The following is a 15,023-nucleotide window of genomic DNA, read 5'->3' on the forward strand; positions in this document are numbered from 1 at the left end:
ATTTGGGTTTTTTTATTTCCTCCTATTTTGAACCATATTTCCTACTTTGTAAATGTTTCCAAAGTAAAAATTCGAAAAATATTCACTTTTTGTAAGAAAATATGTAGAAAATCCATGTTTTTTGAAAAAAATAGCAAAAATGCGAGAATCTTTATATCGAGGTATAATGAAAAAGTAGAATAACCTGCTGAAGTGGGAGAAATTAGAGGCGGTAAAATGATGTTTGAATTTGTGGGGAGTGTTATAGCTTTAATTTTATTTTTATTTTCTTATATGCATTTAAAAAAGATTCGTCAATATGATACGAGTACATATTTTGATGGGATGGATGGTATCCATGCTTCGATAACACATGATAATGGTGGGGAGATGTAAAGGTATATAACTTTATTTTCTTGCGTGGTATGATGTTTAGAACTAGTGCATAATAGAGTTCATAAGTGATGAATGGAGAGTGAAAAGAATGAAGATTTCTTTTATTCGTCATGGTCGCTTAGATTGTACTATAGAACCAATGACGGTTACATCCTTTCATGAATGGATAAAAGGATATGACTTACATACTATAACAGAAAAACAACCTATACCATTGGAAACAAGAGAAGCGGTTGAAGTAGCGAAATTGATTGTAACGAGTGATCAAAAGTGTGCTGTACAGTCAGCAGCTGAATTAATGGATTCTTTATGTTTTATACAAAATTCTCTTTTTAGGGAAGTGGCAGTTCCGGCGAGCTTTTATGCGCCAAAATGGTTGAAGTGTAAACTTAACGTATGGATGTGTATTGGACGAGCATTATGGATACTTGGTTACCATAAAAATGTTGAATCTTATAAGGAAGTAAGAGAGAGGGCAAGGCAAGCAGCTTACGTATTACATCGTTATGCTCTCGTACATGGAAGTATTGCTCTTGTAGGTCATAATTATTTTAATTCGATGATTGGAACGGAGCTGAGGGCAATGGGATGGTCTGGTTCGCCTATTTTGCATAGAAAGCCATGGGGATGTACAACATATACGTTTCACGAGGCGATGGATGGAAATATATTAAATACGAATTTAACATAAAAGCACACGATTTATATAAATCGTGTGCTTTCTTTTTAAGATACAGAAATTTTGACGTTTAATGGTTTTACGAGATGAGCATAAGGTTCGCCTACTAGCATAACAATTTCATCTTTTTTATAACCTAACTTTTCGTATAGTGAATAGGCGCGTGTGTTTTCTAAATTAACAAGTAAAGCGATTTTTTCATGCCCTTTTTCAGTTGCATAGATTTCGGCAGCTTCAATTAATTTAGAACCGATACCTTTTCCGCCGTGTGCACTTGAAACTGATAGTGTATCAATGTAATACTCATCAAGCTCAGCTTCTTTTTCTAACGTAATTGATTCATCTTTATGTAATTCTCTTAAGTGATGTACAATTGGTGCGTCAAGCTGTGTTGCTTCACTACCGTGATAAGCGACAATAACTCCAACTGCACTCTCGTCTTGTTCATAGACAAAACAGTTTTCGTAGCTCAGACGGTTATTTTCTTTTGAGAACCATGTCTCAAGTCCTAGTAATACTTCTGCTTCATCTGTGCTACCTGTGATTTTTTCAGCAATTTCATGCAGAGCATTATACAATAAAGGAGCTATTGCCATTGCATCTGTCTTTTTTGCTTTCCGAATCATAGTATCCCTCCTAGTTCTATTTGTATATTGTAGCATAGTGGTATGGAACTTTGCATAATTGAATGCCGAAATGTTTGATATAGAGAAGTAGCTATGTTAGTATATGATATTTAGTGGACATATAGTAAAACGATATTGTTTGCGAAATAACGAAAATAAAATCATGGCATAACAACGAGATAAAGTGAAACGTTAATCAGTAAGATTTTTTGTTCATTCCACGACTGATTAGTAGTCAACACCAATCGCACTACCTGCAAATAGCGGGATAAATTTACAGTTGTTGACCTATAGAATATACGATAAAATAAAATATTGCAGAGAGGTGAAATACATGGATAAAGAATTAGCAAATACAATTTTAGATCAGCTAAAAAATGGTGAAATAAAGGAGTATGTTGTTACGAAAGATGTATTTTATACGTTCAGAGAAGTTGTTGTAAATAGAGAAGACTTTAAGCATTTCATTGGTAACGCACAGCGAGGCGGGCAAGTGATTTATACATATTCAGAAACGCCACGTTCATAAAGGGGAATTTTGATCAGCAGGGCATCTTTCACTGATTAGTAGCCTTTCACCAATCGGACGTTTAATGCGGGATAAATAAAAGATAAAGGAGAGGGGAATTATGGGCGATTTTAAACAAGGCATTTTACCACATTGGGATTATATGTGGAAAGATAGAGCCGGCAATCGATTTATGGGAATGGTTATGTATCCAGAGAAACGAAAATGTTCAGCAAAAATGCTTCAGAAAATAAAAAGAGCATATGAAGAAGCAGTAGAAATTAAAGTAACTGTACAAGTTCGACATACATATCAGTACGTAGAAGGAATGATTGTATACTTTGATGAAGAGGCTCCGGTATGTACAATGATTGATAAAGATGAAAATCCGCATCATATATTTGTAAAAGATATTTTGCGCATTGAGCACTCTGAATAAACTTTTCATAAATAAATTGAAGTTCCATAATAATAATCTTTTTCTATAATAGTTATCTTTTAGTATGTAACGAGAAACGAAAGTATATGTATAATATATTTAATAAGGTAAATTTGATAAATGTAATCGTTTTTTAGAGCAGATTATAGTTTCATATCTGTTCTTTTTTGCGTGATGCTGGAGAAATATATTTCTTCAGCATCTACCGTTTTATGACAAAATATATTGTTAACTTTTTTAAAAATAAGGTTAAATTCGTTGACAACTTTTTTGAAAAGCACTTTATTGACATGAGTTTTAGAATGTTGTTTCATAGTCATTGTATTGAAAAAAAACGGCTATCATGTCGAAAAGTAAAAGTTAAAAAAAGAAAGAATTTATACATATATCTTGTGTCTTATTTTGAAACGTAATACAATATATAGAGAAATCAAGAACAACATATAGAGAATATAGATTTGAGAGGGAGGGTCGGAAATGTTAGTTGCATATGATTCTATGACAGGAAACGTGAAGCGTTTCATTCACAAATTAAATATGCCGGCCGTTCAAATTGATGAAGATCTAGTAATAGATGAAGACTTTATTCTTATTACGTATACAACAGGTTTTGGCAATGTACCAGAACGTGTTTTAGACTTTTTAGAGCGCAATAATGAAAAATTAAAAGGCGTATCTGCAAGCGGCAATCGTAATTGGGGAGACATGTTCGGTGCAAGTGCTGACAAGATTTCTACTAAATATGAAGTGCCTATTGTATCAAAATTTGAGTTATCTGGAACAAATAACGATGTAGAATATTTTAAGGAAAGGGTGCGGGAGATTGCGACACATTGAACTGAATAATGAAATCACGCAAATGCAGGACGGTTTTTATCAGCTTCATAAAGATAAAGAGGCATTAGAAGTCTTTATGGAAGAAGCTAGAGAGAATACCGTTCCTTTTAATAGCGTGGCAGAGCGAATGGAGTATATGAAAGAACATGATTACTATTACAACGTTCTGGACGAGTATAGCTTGGAGGAAGTAGAGGAAGTATATAACATCGCTTATGGTGAAAACTTCGAGTTCCAATCTTATATGGCAGCATCTAAGTTCTACAAAGATTATGCGTTAAAAACGAATGATCAAAAACAATACTTAGAAAGCTATGAAGATCGTGTAGCAATTGTTTCATTATACTTAGGACGCGGTGATGTTTCGAAGGCAAGACAATTCGCAAGCATGATTGTAAAACAAAACTACCAACCAGCGACACCAACCTTTTTAAATGCGGGAAGAAGCAGAAGAGGAGAAATGGTGTCTTGTTTCTTGTTAGAGATGGACGATAGCTTAAATTCGATCGGCTTTAACATTAATACTGCGATGCAATTATCGAAAATCGGCGGGGGAGTAGCTTTAAACTTATCTAAGCTACGCGCACGCGGTGAGCAAATTAAAGGTATCGACAACGCTGCAAGTGGTGTAGTACCTGTTATGAAATTGCTTGAAGATTCGTTTTCATATGCGAATCAGCTTGGCCAACGAAAAGGTGCCGGTGCAGTATATTTAAACATTTTCCATTGGGATATTATTGAATTCCTTGATACAAAAAAAATAAATGCCGATGAGAAGAGCCGTATTCAGTCTCTATCAATCGGAATTATCGTTCCAAGTAAGTTCTTTGAGCTTGCTGAGAAAAACGAACCTTTCCATGTTTTCGCGCCTTATACGGTTTATAAAGAATATGGCAAGCATTTAGATGATATTGACATTGATGAAATGTACGATGAATTAATGAGCAATCCGAAAGTGAAGAAGAAGCCACTAGATATTAGTGCACGTGATATGCTTATTAAAATCGCTATGATTCAGCTTGAGTCTGGTTACCCATACTTAATGTTTAAATCAAATGCAAATAATCAACATCCATTGAAGGATATTGGAACTGTGAAGATGTCGAACTTATGTACAGAAATCTTCCAGCTTCAAGAAACTTCAGAAATAAATGATTACGGCACAGATGACATTATCCGTCGTGATATTAACTGTAACTTAGGATCGTTAAATATCGTAAACGTGATGGAAAATAAAGAAATTCGTGAAGCAGTTCATGCGGGAATGGAAGCTTTAACAGCTGTTTCTGATATGACGATTATTCCGAATGCACCAACTGTGAAAAAAGCAAATGATGAGCTTCATTCAGTTGGACTTGGAGCAATGAACTTACACGGATATTTAGCAAAAAATAAAATCGCTTATGAAAGTGCAGAAGCGAAAGAATTCGCTCGTACATTCTTTATGATGTTAAATTACTACTCTATTGAGAAAAGTATGGAAATCGCTACAGAAAAAGGCGAGACATTTAAGGACTTCGATAAATCTGATTATGCGAATGGCACATACTTCGAAAAGTATGAAACAACAGATTACAGCCCAGTAACTGAAAAAGTTCAGCAACTATTTGAAGGAATTCATATTCCAACAAAAGAAGATTGGACAAGTTTAAAAGAGCAAGTGCAGAAGAATGGTTTATACAACTCATATCGTCTTGCCATTGCTCCAACACAATCAATCAGTTACGTTCAAAATGCAACTTCAAGCGTAATGCCGATCGTAAGTCAAATCGAATCAAGAACATATGCGAATGCGACAACATATTATCCAATGCCGTATTTATCAAAAGATACGTTCTGGTACTATAAATCTTCTTACGATATGAATCAGTTTAAATTAATTGATTTAATCGCAGAAATTCAAGAACATATTGACCAAGGAATTAGTACAATTCTTTACGTTAATAGTGATATTTCAACACGTGAATTAGCACGTTACTACATCTATGCACATAAAAAAGGCTTAAAGAGTCTGTATTATACGAGAACACGTAAATTAAGCGTGGAAGAGTGTGTGGCTTGTACCGTTTAATATAAAAAGTGAGACATGATGAGCAGGGTTTTCTGAACCCTGCTCATGCTTAGTTATCATATTTAGAGAAGGGGCGATTTAATGCGTGCGGTAAACTGGAACAAAAAAGAAGATGATTTTAGTTTAATGTTTTGGAAGCAAAACATCGCTCAGTTTTGGACAGAAGAAGAAATTGCGGTTTCGTCTGACAAAAATACTTGGGTGCAATTATCGAAAGAAGAGCAAATTGCTTATAAGCGTGTATTAGGTGGTTTAACACTTTTAGATACGAAACAAGGTGGCGAAGGAATGCCACTTGTACTGGTTCATCTTGAAAATTTACAAGCGAAAAGTGTATTAGCTTTCATGGGAGCTATGGAAGAAGTACATGCGAAAAGTTATAGTCACATTTTCACAACATTAGCTACAGAAGAAGAGATTGATGATATTTTTGACTGGGTAGACAATCATCCGTTACTTGAGAAAAAAGCTGGTATTATTACTAGTTACTATCGTCGTTTATTAAAGCCTGAAGTAACAAAAAAAGAGTTATACATGGCAATGGTAGCAAGTGTGTTCTTAGAAAGTTACTTATTCTATAGCGGATTCTTCTATCCACTTTACTTAGCTGGTCAAGGAAAACTAACAGCAAGTGGTGAGATTATCAACTTGATAATTCGTGATGAGTCAATTCACGGCGTATTCGTCGGTATTTTAGCACAACAAATCTTCGCAGAACTTTCTGCAGAAGAGCAACAAGAAGTGCAAAAAGAAACACAAGATTTATTAATGGAACTATATGAAATTGAAATGGCCTATACAGAAGAAATTTACACTTCTATCGGTCTTGTAGAAGATGTAAATCGTTTCGTTCGTTACAATGCGAATAAAGGGCTTATGAACTTAGGACTTGAGCCGAAGTTTGAAGAAGAAGAAATTAACCCAATCGTTTTAAATGGTTTACGTACAGATACGAAAAACCATGATTTCTTCTCTGTAAAAGGAAATGGTTACGTAAAAGCAACGAACGTTGAAAAGTTAGCTGACGATGACTTCGTGTTTAACTTTTAATATAGGATTATAAAGAAAAACTGTCTTATTCATTGATAAGACAGTTTTTCTTTATAATTTTGTTTACATAACACTATTATTTTTGTATAGCGATTTATATTTGGGAAGTTCTATTCGTTTAACGGATAGAACTTTTTTGTAATTAAATGGGTATTTACAAACCTTTTGTATCGGTGTATTATTTAACTAGTACACCGATACAAAAGGAGGGAAGAAATGAAAATAGAGTTTTCTCCAAATACACCAATTTACATTCAGGTAATGGAATACATAAAAAAAGAGATCGTAACAGGACATTTATTGCCTGGTGATAAAATTCCCTCTGTCCGTGAATTAGCGAGTGAATTACAAGTGAATCCAAATACGATTCAGCGTACATTTCAAGAGCTAGAACGGGATGGAGTTGTTGTCACACGTAGAGGAATGGGACGGTATGTAACGAATGAAGGGGAGAAAATTATGGAGCTGCGAAAAGAGATGGCGAAAGAATTACTTCATTCTTTTATAGATGGAATGGACAATTTAGGTTTTTCAGAAGAAGAAATTCTTACAATTCTTCGTTCTTCATTACATGATAAGAGGGAGGAGAGCCAATGACAGAGCTATTGAAAATAGAAAACTTATGGAAGAGATACGGATTAAAAGCAGTGATCCGTGAATTAAACATAGAGATTACGGAAGGGAAAATCGTTGGGCTTGTTGGAGATAACGGGAGCGGGAAAACGACGTTATTGAAAATGATTGCAGGCTTGCAACACCCTTCTGAAGGTAGTATTACAATAGACGGTAAAAAGGTAGGGTTACAGACGAAAGAAATTGTTTCATTTATGTCCGATAAGCCAATCTTTGATGATTGGATGACTGTAAAAAACGCTTTATTTTTCTATCGAGATTTTTATAAAGACTTCGATATTCAAAAAGCGGTAGATACGATTGCAGAATTTAAAATACCGTTAGAAGAAAAAATTACAGCATTGTCAAAAGGTATGGTTGAGAAGTTGCAGATTATTTTAACGTTTTCTCGAAAAGCGAAGCTATATGTACTGGATGAGCCATTGGGCGGGATTGATCCTCTTTCTAGAGAACATGTATTGGATCTAATTCTACAGTTCTATAGGGAAGATTGTACGATATTAATTTCCACTCACTTAATAAATGAAATTGAAAATATTTTTGATGAAGTGATCTTTTTAAAAGATGGAGAAATGGTTCTATATGAAAATGTAGAAGAAATTCGTTTTCAGAGAGGAAAAGCAGTTCATGAATTGTTTAAGGAGGTGTTTAGTAAGTGAAGTCAGTACTTTCCTATTTATGGAATGTAAATAAGAAAAGATATATTGTTACTTTTTTATTCTTTGTGCTAATTGAAGCTGTGTTATTTTCACAAATGATTGTAAGAAAAAGTGATGCGGCTATCAGTAGACAAGAGGGTATATTTGGAATCATTATGATTATATTTTTCTTTTATATTGTTTATATGTTTATACAAACAATGAAATCATATTCACGCTTACTAACTAATCCAATGTTACGACTTACAGCAATATCTGGGAAACAATATGTAATTTCTATGCTTATTTTCTCATTTATCGCAATGGCTATATGGTATGGGATATGTGGAATTCTTTTCTACGTAAGTTATGTATTAGCTTTTCCTACGACTTCTGTATATGTAGAAGCAAAAGAGATTATGCAAGTAGGCATAATTAATAATTTAATATATACGATAAGCGATTTATTTGAGTTTTTGTTTAGTGTTTTACAAATCATATTGGTAATTACTCTAGTAAAGTTACTTACGAAAAAGAAAAAGGCGCAAAATATACTAATCGTTATTATTTTTCTAGTAATAAATATCGCGATTACTTTAGCGACAACCTTGCTAGGAAAATTAGCTCCAGCTTTCCAAGTATTGCGAAGAGTAGAATATCATAGTGAAAGCAAGAGTCTGTTTATTAATATGTTTCAAGAAAATGGATTTAACATTTTTAATATAAGTTTCATGGTAATGGTTAGTGCTCTAATAATATATGTAATTGCTTATATTATCGATAAAAAACTAGAAGTCTAAAGGAGGAATCAGCATTGGGAAACGTAGTAGTAAAGTTAGAGAATGTTCGAAAAAAGATTGGTGGAACGGAAATTATTCGTGGTTTATCATTTGAGGTTCGTGAAGGAGAAGTATACGGATTCCTTGGACCGAACGGTAGCGGTAAGACGACGACAATCCGTATGATGACAGGTCTTATTTCAATGACAGAGGGCGATATTACAATTTGTGGACATAGTATTCGCTCGGAGCGTGAAAAGGCACTAGAGCAAATTGGAGCGATTGTAGAAAATCCTGAACTATATGATTATATGACAGGAATGCAAAACTTAAAGCATTTTGCGAACATGGCCATTACACCAATTAGTAAAGAGCGCATTGCTGAGATTGTAAAGCTTGTTGAGTTAGAGCATGCGATTCATAAAAAGGTGAAAACATATTCACTTGGCATGAAACAACGTTTAGGAATTGCACAGGCATTACTGCATCAGCCGAAAATCTTAATTTTAGATGAACCGACAAATGGATTAGATCCAGCTGGTATTCGCCAAATTCGTGATTATTTACAACGTTTAGCGAAAGAAGAGAATATTGCTGTAATCGTATCAAGTCACTTATTGAGTGAAGTTGAATTAATGTGTGATCGCGTCGTTATTATTAAACAAGGTGAGTTTGTACAAGAGTACAACTTACATGAAAAAGTGAAACATGATGAGGCAGTCGTTGTAGCGTTTGAAGTAGATGAAGTTCAGAAAGCAAATGAAATCATTAAAGGTAAAGCAAAAGGGAATGTAATTGTAGCATCTGTAACAAAAGACAACATTCCGCAACTTGTAAAAAAACTTGTTCATGCTGATGTGCTTGTATACGGAGTTACTGTTCAAAATAAAACGTTAGAGGATGAGTTCTTAGCGATTACTGGGGGAGTGAAAGCGTAATGTTTAAATTAATTCAAAATGAATTTTTAAAGTTGCATGCGAAAAAAGGTATGTATATTTTAATTGGTGTCATTGCTTTATTGGAGATTTTAGGAGCAGTAGTACTGGCGAAATGGGGTGAAGCTGGTAGTTTAAATGGATCTTACTTAGATTTTGTAAGTTCAGATATCGGCTTAATTATGATATTCGCAACGATTTTTGGAATTACAACAGCTTCGCGTACAATTACAGATGAATTCCAAAAAGGAACGATTAAACAATTATTAATTCGTCCAAGAAAACGAATGACAGTTTTATTTTCTAAATATATTACAGTGTTATTAACGATGTTATTTATTGTATTTGCTAGTACGTTAATTGCTATGATTATTGGATTAATTGTAATGGACGGTAGTAAAACTGAATTAACGTTAGGAATTGTTTTAAAAACAATATTATATCAGCTGCTATCACCATTTTTCTTTGCAACACTTGCATTTTTCTTAGCAAACGTATTTAGAAAATCTGTATTACCATTAATTATTACGATGTTCCTATTCTTCTTACAAGGTGCAATTAATATGGTATTAATAATGTTTGCAAAAGGTGTAGCGAAGTTTGTAGTATTCAACCATTTGGATTTAAGAGCTTACGATAGTAATAAATTAATTAATGGTGGAATGGAACCAACATTTACAGAATTTACGTTTACAACTTCATTATTACTTGTAGTTGCATACTTTGTTGTGTTACTTGTAGCATCAAGTACATTATTCCAAAAACGTGACGTATTATAATAAAAGAAATCCCCGCTTGTAAAAACGGGGATTTTTATTACATAAAATTCATTTAGATTGCAACTTGAAGAACAGGGATACGGTATTTTAAGAGATATGCTGTTTGAAATAATTTGAGAAAAATAGGAAGAATTTCAACTATATTCATATTATAATTTAGTTATCCTGCTATTTATAGGGAAAGGATTGCCTATAAAGTACTGATTAAGGTTTTATTTTATTTTTACTATCTTTGGGGGTGTTTTATATGCACTATGCATTTTCACGTATAAGGCTACGTAGCTTTTTTGGATGGATGATTATAGGGGTGTTCCTTATAATGATTCCATTAGATCTAACAAATGTTTCTGAGAATACGATGGAGGTTATTTCACAAATAACTGTATTTTTTGTATTTCCGTTACTTTGGCTATACGTAAAAACAAATAAAAATAATGTTGTATTTAACAGTTTTTTTGATAAGCCAGGACGTTTATCTTGGGGATTAATTGTATTAGCAACGATAATGGGGATGATTTTTTCAGTTGGCATATCTCAGATTCAATTTTACATATTAGCACATACGTTACCGAATTTCTTAGTTACTATGCTAGAAGACGGAAATGTTATTAATACGAGTAACGTATATATGACGATATTTACTTTCATTTCAGCATGTGTGTTAGCACCTATTATGGAAGAGGTTATTTTTAGGGGATTTTTCTTACAGCGAATGGCTTATAAATGGGGAATTAAAAAAGCTGTAATTATATCTTCAATTATTTTTGGCTTAGGACATCTTGATGTTATTGGTGCGTTCATGTTTGGTGTCGTTATGTGTCTTTTATACATAAAGACAAAAAATATATGGACGAATATAGCTGTGCACGCTCTCAATAATTTGATTGCAACAAGTATGCAATTTTTCGGTGGAGAAGAAAGCGGTACAATCTCGATTACTGAATTACAAGCGCAAAGTAATTTATGGATTGGTATCGGTCTTACAGTTGTTGGATTACTTTGGTTAATTCCTTATGTTTGGAAACAATGGCGTACAGTAAAAGAAGTTGGCGTGCCACCAGTACGTTTTATAAATGAGCAAAAAGTAGTGAGTTCATCACAAGAAAATGAAGTGTATAGTCAAGTGATCTTAACCGATAGATTGATGGCCATAGAGTTACCAGATGAGGCTGTAAATAAGCTTCGGTTAGAAGAAAATGATTATGTAACAGTATCTGTAGAAGAAGATAAAATCGTTATAAAGAAAGCACATAATAGATAATTAAAAAGTAGCTCCTAAAGAGCTACTTTTTAATTTGTAATAATTTCTACTCGAAAATTATTACCGTTCTTTACATATTTAATATCTGTAACAGTGCGGACCGTCTTTAAAATCTCCACTTTTTCACCAATTCGCGGGATTGTTGGGACATTGTCCCAAATACCAAGCAAGTCATCTAATTGTGCCGTTTTTTCATAAAACCAGATTTTCAATGTAAAGCCCCTTTCTCGAACTTTATGTATTTTAATACATAATATATTATTTTTATTCTTATTGTAAGGGGTTTTTTTATATTTTTTTGAATAAAAATAAATTAATCTTCTGGGAAGATATGTTCAATATCAGGAGTAAGAGATACTTCTGATAATACGATATGAGAAACGGTCGTTGCATATGAAGAAACATCATTGATAAATTCTTCAAGTTCAACGAGTGAAGGAACAGAAATTTTTACAATGTAGCATAAGCTTCCTGTTACTCGGTAACAAAAACTTGCAGATGGATAAGACTGAATAAATTGTTGCATACGTGTTGTATCACCATTTTTTAAAGTGATTTCTAAAATACAATCTAAAACGAGTCCTGCCTTTTTATAATCAATATCGATTGTGTATTTTTGAATAACACCTTCGCTTTCGAGTTTACGAACACGTTCTGAAGTAGACGGAGCAGATAAGTTTACTCGTTTCGCCAATTCACGCATCGAAAGGCGACTATCATTATATAATTCATTTAAAATTTTTCGATCAACACGGTCTAATTGCATTTGTAAATATACCTCCAGTAAAATAATGATTTTTGTAAAGGAAAAATATAAATTAAGATTCATATGAAATGTAAAGTGAACGTTATTTATTTTACAATAAAACAGAAGGGAATAGGAGGGGAAATGATGGAGAGAATTTCATTATCAAATGTAGGAGATACAAAGTTTCAAAAGTTATTAGGGCATAATTCGGATATATTACATTCGTGGAGTACGTTAGAAGATACACTGTACAATACAGGAACTCTTTCAGCAGAGTTGAAGGAGCAAGTGAGAAGAACATTAGCGTATGGGAATGAATGTCCGTACTGTATGGCAAAGGGAAGACCTGATGATGTGCAAAAGGCAGAGGAGATTGGTGTAGCTGTTACTTTTGCGCATACATTTGTTCATGACCGAAAAGCAATAGATGATACTATGTTTCACGTATTAAAACAATATTGGACAGAAAAAGAAATTGTAGAGCTTTGCGCCTATGTTTGCTTTATTACTGCGTCACAACAACTTGGTTTTCTATTTCAATTACAGCCAAATTAAGGGGGAAATGATGACAAATCAAATAGCACTTATCATAATCGATGTACAAAAGGCATTTCAATTACCAGATTGGGGCGAGAGAAATAATATTTTTGCTGAAGAAAACATGAGAATTTTGTTAGAAGAATGGAGAAAAAGGGAACGACCAGTTTTTCATATTCAACATGTAAATAAAGAAAATGCTCAGTCAATGTTTTATGAGAGAGCGGAAACGGTAAACTTTAAAGCAGAAGTGCAACCACTACTTGGTGAAGTGGTTATTCAGAAATTCGTTAACAGCGCGTTCATTGGGACAAATTTAGAAGAGCAATTAAGAAAGAACAAATGTAATGCAGTAGTGGTTGTAGGATTAACGACAAATCATTGCGTGGAAACTACGACACGAATGGCAGGGAATTTAGGATTTACAACATATTTAGTGAGTGATGCAACGGCTACGTTTAACCGTAAAGGTTTAGATGGTAAGGAGTATAGTGCAGAGGATATTCACAATATGACACTTGTAAATTTACATGAAGAGTTTGCTACGATTGTGACGACAAAAGAAGTATTAAAATTATTTTAAGAAAATAATTGCGAATTATGTAGAAAAAAATAAGAATATTTCGTATAATCTAAGTACAATCATTTTGAAAATAGGGGTGGCATCATATGGAGCAAATTTCAGTAAAGAAATTAGAAGAGGTACTTGTTGTAGCAGGGGATGATAAACAGAAGCAAAAGGAATTTTATGAATTGCTCTTATCTACTGAGTTTTATGTTGCTGGTTCACTAGAAGCAGAGGACGGGGCAACAGAAGGAATACTTCGTTTGCGTCATTTCCAAGGAGAAGGTAGATGGATCGTTCCGTTCTTTACACAAATGGAATTTGTAAAAGATGTGTTGCCAGAAGGAACGCCCCTTATTACGATACGTGGGAAAGAGTTATTTGGTAGCATTGAGAAAGATGCTACAGCTGTATTAAATGTTGGCACTGATATAAGTAAAACATTTATTCCAGAAGAAATTGCAGATATCGCATCTGGACGAATTTTTAATTATTATAAGTAAAAGGAAAAGCGTAATCGCTTTTCCTTTTTAATTTGAATATGGAGTGGCAATACCAGAAGAAATAGAGACTGTTTTATTATTCGTGTTTATTGTTGCTGTAGCTCCAAGTGGAATACCGATGTTTGGACTTATATGTCCAATTGGTAAATCGAATAGGACAGGTATATGATATGGCGCGAAATATTCATATAATATTGTTTGCAATGATTGAGAGGGCTTTGAAGGAGTGCAGTCGTGACAACTTGTGAAAATAACGCCCCTGCATTCATTAAACTTTCCAGATAAAAGTAGCTGATTTAACATACGGTCAATGCGGTACGGTTCTTCACCAATGTCTTCAAGTAATAAAAGTGTATTGTTCGTAATTATCTCGTAGGGCGAGCCAATTATACTTGTTAACACAGCTAAATTTCCTCCAACTAACGTACCTGTAACTGTACTGTGAGAGCTAGGTACGATACATTCTGATGCAGATAAAATGGTTGAATACGGATGGAATAGCTGATTAAAAGAGGATAAAGATAGGGAATCAATGCCTTTTCCTAGTTCTTCAATCATCGGACCATGAAATGTTATAAGCTTTGCATAACGTGAAACAGCAGTATGTAAAGCTGTAATATCGCTATATCCCCAAAAGATTTTTGGATTTTGCCTAATAACTTCATATTGAATGTGAGGAAGAAGACGAGCACTTCCATAACCACCTCGTGCACAAAAAATTGCCTTCACTTCATTATTTATAAATGCTTCATGTATATCGTCAAGCCGAACTTGATCACTTCCGGCTAAAAATCCATATTTCTCGTAAACACTCTTCCCGATTATTACGGATAACCCCATCTCTTGTAATACATTCACACCTTTTAATACATTTTCGATTGTAGGTGGACCAGATGGTGCAATAATCATTACTGTATCACCTTGTTTTAATGCATTTGGATAAATCATTAAGCTCAGCCTCCTTCTCTTTCAATATATTCGCTTCATATGAAGTTCAACCCTTGCAAAAGCAGGGGAAAGCTTATCAAATAAAGAAGATATAAAGGAAATAGGAGGGAAA

Annotated in this window: 20 protein-coding genes; 16 read left to right on the top strand and 4 right to left on the bottom strand. The window is 33.8% G+C overall.

Annotated elements, in window-relative coordinates; all coding sequences use genetic code 11:
* Window positions 1-192 precede the first annotated feature (192 nt).
* Together ACTFP3_RS03190 and ACTFP3_RS03195 are read left to right on the top strand one after the other, a co-directional pair.
* A complete protein-coding gene (locus ACTFP3_RS03190) occupies window positions 193-375 on the top strand; it encodes a hypothetical protein (protein WP_002023607.1) in 183 nt (60 codons plus the stop codon).
* Window positions 376-463: 88 nt separating this feature from the next.
* Window positions 464-1,066 carry a hypothetical protein gene (locus tag ACTFP3_RS03195; protein WP_000703102.1) on the top strand — a complete coding sequence of 201 codons (603 nt, stop codon included), beginning with the start codon at window positions 464-466 and terminating at the stop codon, window positions 1,064-1,066.
* A 35-nt stretch (window positions 1,067-1,101) separates the two neighbouring features.
* Here ACTFP3_RS03195 and ACTFP3_RS03200 read toward each other — a convergent pair whose 3' ends face one another.
* The gene (locus ACTFP3_RS03200) at window positions 1,102-1,680 is read right to left on the bottom strand and encodes a GNAT family N-acetyltransferase (RefSeq protein WP_000619542.1); all 579 of its coding nucleotides are present in this window, start codon (window positions 1,678-1,680) and stop codon (window positions 1,102-1,104) included.
* 334 nt (window positions 1,681-2,014) lie between these two features.
* Between ACTFP3_RS03200 and ACTFP3_RS03205 the strand changes: the two genes are divergently transcribed.
* From ACTFP3_RS03205 to ACTFP3_RS03255, 11 genes are all read left to right on the top strand, one after another.
* Window positions 2,015-2,209 (top strand): hypothetical protein, encoded by a 195-nt coding sequence (locus ACTFP3_RS03205; protein ID WP_000356684.1) that lies wholly within the window; start codon window positions 2,015-2,017, stop codon window positions 2,207-2,209.
* Window positions 2,210-2,309: 100 nt separating this feature from the next.
* Entirely contained in the window at window positions 2,310-2,627 is a 318-nt protein-coding gene (locus ACTFP3_RS03210) for a hypothetical protein (protein WP_000502205.1), read from the top strand.
* Between the two features lie 477 nt (window positions 2,628-3,104).
* A complete protein-coding gene (gene nrdI / locus ACTFP3_RS03215; protein ID WP_000959447.1) occupies window positions 3,105-3,464 on the top strand; it encodes a class Ib ribonucleoside-diphosphate reductase assembly flavoprotein NrdI in 360 nt (119 codons plus the stop codon).
* Window positions 3,451-5,535 (top strand): class 1b ribonucleoside-diphosphate reductase subunit alpha, encoded by a 2,085-nt coding sequence (nrdE, locus tag ACTFP3_RS03220; RefSeq protein ID WP_001215839.1) that lies wholly within the window; start codon window positions 3,451-3,453, stop codon window positions 5,533-5,535. The genes nrdI and nrdE overlap by 14 nt, the downstream gene beginning before the upstream one ends.
* Before the next feature lie 81 nt (window positions 5,536-5,616).
* Window positions 5,617-6,585, top strand: coding sequence for a class 1b ribonucleoside-diphosphate reductase subunit beta (gene nrdF, locus ACTFP3_RS03225; RefSeq protein ID WP_001203028.1), 969 nt, complete (start codon window positions 5,617-5,619; stop codon window positions 6,583-6,585).
* Between the two features lie 216 nt (window positions 6,586-6,801).
* Window positions 6,802-7,182 (top strand): GntR family transcriptional regulator, encoded by a 381-nt coding sequence (locus tag ACTFP3_RS03230; RefSeq protein ID WP_000687512.1) that lies wholly within the window; start codon window positions 6,802-6,804, stop codon window positions 7,180-7,182.
* Window positions 7,179-7,877, top strand: a complete 699-nt coding sequence (locus tag ACTFP3_RS03235; RefSeq protein WP_000137745.1) for an ABC transporter ATP-binding protein — start codon at window positions 7,179-7,181, stop codon at window positions 7,875-7,877. Before ACTFP3_RS03230 ends, ACTFP3_RS03235 begins: the two co-directional genes overlap by 4 nt.
* Window positions 7,874-8,656, top strand: a complete 783-nt coding sequence (locus tag ACTFP3_RS03240) for a hypothetical protein (protein ID WP_000843921.1) — start codon at window positions 7,874-7,876, stop codon at window positions 8,654-8,656. Before ACTFP3_RS03235 ends, ACTFP3_RS03240 begins: the two co-directional genes overlap by 4 nt.
* A gap of 14 nt (window positions 8,657-8,670) precedes the next feature.
* Window positions 8,671-9,573, top strand: coding sequence for an ABC transporter ATP-binding protein (locus tag ACTFP3_RS03245; protein WP_440009298.1), 903 nt, complete (start codon window positions 8,671-8,673; stop codon window positions 9,571-9,573).
* Complete coding sequence (locus ACTFP3_RS03250) at window positions 9,573-10,349, top strand: ABC transporter permease (RefSeq protein WP_440009301.1); 777 nt, start codon at window positions 9,573-9,575, stop codon at window positions 10,347-10,349. Before ACTFP3_RS03245 ends, ACTFP3_RS03250 begins: the two co-directional genes overlap by 1 nt.
* 247 nt (window positions 10,350-10,596) lie before the next feature.
* On the top strand, window positions 10,597-11,610 hold the full coding sequence (locus tag ACTFP3_RS03255; RefSeq protein WP_440009304.1) for a CPBP family glutamic-type intramembrane protease: 1,014 nt from the start codon (window positions 10,597-10,599) through the stop codon (window positions 11,608-11,610).
* A 29-nt stretch (window positions 11,611-11,639) separates the two neighbouring features.
* On the opposite strand, the gene ACTFP3_RS03260 is transcribed toward ACTFP3_RS03255, so the two are convergent.
* Window positions 11,640-11,822 carry a DUF3913 family protein gene (locus ACTFP3_RS03260; protein WP_000707107.1) on the bottom strand — a complete coding sequence of 61 codons (183 nt, stop codon included), beginning with the start codon at window positions 11,820-11,822 and terminating at the stop codon, window positions 11,640-11,642.
* A gap of 101 nt (window positions 11,823-11,923) precedes the next feature.
* A complete protein-coding gene (locus tag ACTFP3_RS03265; protein WP_001175505.1) occupies window positions 11,924-12,376 on the bottom strand; it encodes an Lrp/AsnC family transcriptional regulator in 453 nt (150 codons plus the stop codon).
* A gap of 123 nt (window positions 12,377-12,499) precedes the next feature.
* Between ACTFP3_RS03265 and ACTFP3_RS03270 the strand changes: the two genes are divergently transcribed.
* From ACTFP3_RS03270 to ACTFP3_RS03280, 3 genes are all read left to right on the top strand, one after another.
* Window positions 12,500-12,913 (top strand): carboxymuconolactone decarboxylase family protein, encoded by a 414-nt coding sequence (locus ACTFP3_RS03270; RefSeq protein ID WP_006928837.1) that lies wholly within the window; start codon window positions 12,500-12,502, stop codon window positions 12,911-12,913.
* Window positions 12,914-12,923: 10 nt separating this feature from the next.
* Window positions 12,924-13,478, top strand: coding sequence for a cysteine hydrolase family protein (locus ACTFP3_RS03275; RefSeq protein WP_157418851.1), 555 nt, complete (start codon window positions 12,924-12,926; stop codon window positions 13,476-13,478).
* A gap of 86 nt (window positions 13,479-13,564) precedes the next feature.
* On the top strand, window positions 13,565-13,963 hold the full coding sequence (locus ACTFP3_RS03280; protein ID WP_000435265.1) for an SseB family protein: 399 nt from the start codon (window positions 13,565-13,567) through the stop codon (window positions 13,961-13,963).
* Between the two features lie 27 nt (window positions 13,964-13,990).
* Here ACTFP3_RS03280 and ACTFP3_RS03285 read toward each other — a convergent pair whose 3' ends face one another.
* Window positions 13,991-14,911 (bottom strand): S66 peptidase family protein, encoded by a 921-nt coding sequence (locus ACTFP3_RS03285; RefSeq protein ID WP_242244722.1) that lies wholly within the window; start codon window positions 14,909-14,911, stop codon window positions 13,991-13,993.
* Window positions 14,912-15,023 lie beyond the last annotated feature (112 nt).

Source organism: Bacillus cereus group sp. MYBK5-2, assembly GCF_051915685.1.
GTDB classification, from domain to species: Bacteria; Bacillota; Bacilli; order Bacillales; family Bacillaceae_G; genus Bacillus_A; species Bacillus_A cereus.

Bases quoted from the DNA above. Each gene is read 5' to 3' on its own strand.
- ACTFP3_RS03255 (WP_440009304.1), top strand. From the start codon at position 10,597: ATGCACTATGCATTTTCACGTATAAGGCTACGTAGCTTTTTTGGATGG.
- ACTFP3_RS03250 (WP_440009301.1), top strand. From the start codon at position 9,573: ATGTTTAAATTAATTCAAAATGAATTTTTAAAGTTGCATGCGAAAAAA.
- ACTFP3_RS03230 (WP_000687512.1), top strand. From the start codon at position 6,802: ATGAAAATAGAGTTTTCTCCAAATACACCAATTTACATTCAGGTAATG.
- nrdF (WP_001203028.1), top strand. From the start codon at position 5,617: ATGCGTGCGGTAAACTGGAACAAAAAAGAAGATGATTTTAGTTTAATG.
- ACTFP3_RS03195 (WP_000703102.1), top strand. From the start codon at position 464: ATGAAGATTTCTTTTATTCGTCATGGTCGCTTAGATTGTACTATAGAA.
- ACTFP3_RS03270 (WP_006928837.1), top strand. From the start codon at position 12,500: ATGATGGAGAGAATTTCATTATCAAATGTAGGAGATACAAAGTTTCAA.
- ACTFP3_RS03280 (WP_000435265.1), top strand. From the start codon at position 13,565: ATGGAGCAAATTTCAGTAAAGAAATTAGAAGAGGTACTTGTTGTAGCA.
- ACTFP3_RS03205 (WP_000356684.1), top strand. From the start codon at position 2,015: ATGGATAAAGAATTAGCAAATACAATTTTAGATCAGCTAAAAAATGGT.
- nrdI (WP_000959447.1), top strand. From the start codon at position 3,105: ATGTTAGTTGCATATGATTCTATGACAGGAAACGTGAAGCGTTTCATT.
- ACTFP3_RS03210 (WP_000502205.1), top strand. From the start codon at position 2,310: ATGGGCGATTTTAAACAAGGCATTTTACCACATTGGGATTATATGTGG.
- ACTFP3_RS03275 (WP_157418851.1), top strand. From the start codon at position 12,924: ATGACAAATCAAATAGCACTTATCATAATCGATGTACAAAAGGCATTT.
- ACTFP3_RS03235 (WP_000137745.1), top strand. From the start codon at position 7,179: ATGACAGAGCTATTGAAAATAGAAAACTTATGGAAGAGATACGGATTA.
- ACTFP3_RS03265 (WP_001175505.1), bottom strand. From the start codon at position 12,376: ATGCAATTAGACCGTGTTGATCGAAAAATTTTAAATGAATTATATAAT.
- ACTFP3_RS03285 (WP_242244722.1), bottom strand. From the start codon at position 14,911: ATGATTTATCCAAATGCATTAAAACAAGGTGATACAGTAATGATTATT.
- ACTFP3_RS03200 (WP_000619542.1), bottom strand. From the start codon at position 1,680: ATGATTCGGAAAGCAAAAAAGACAGATGCAATGGCAATAGCTCCTTTA.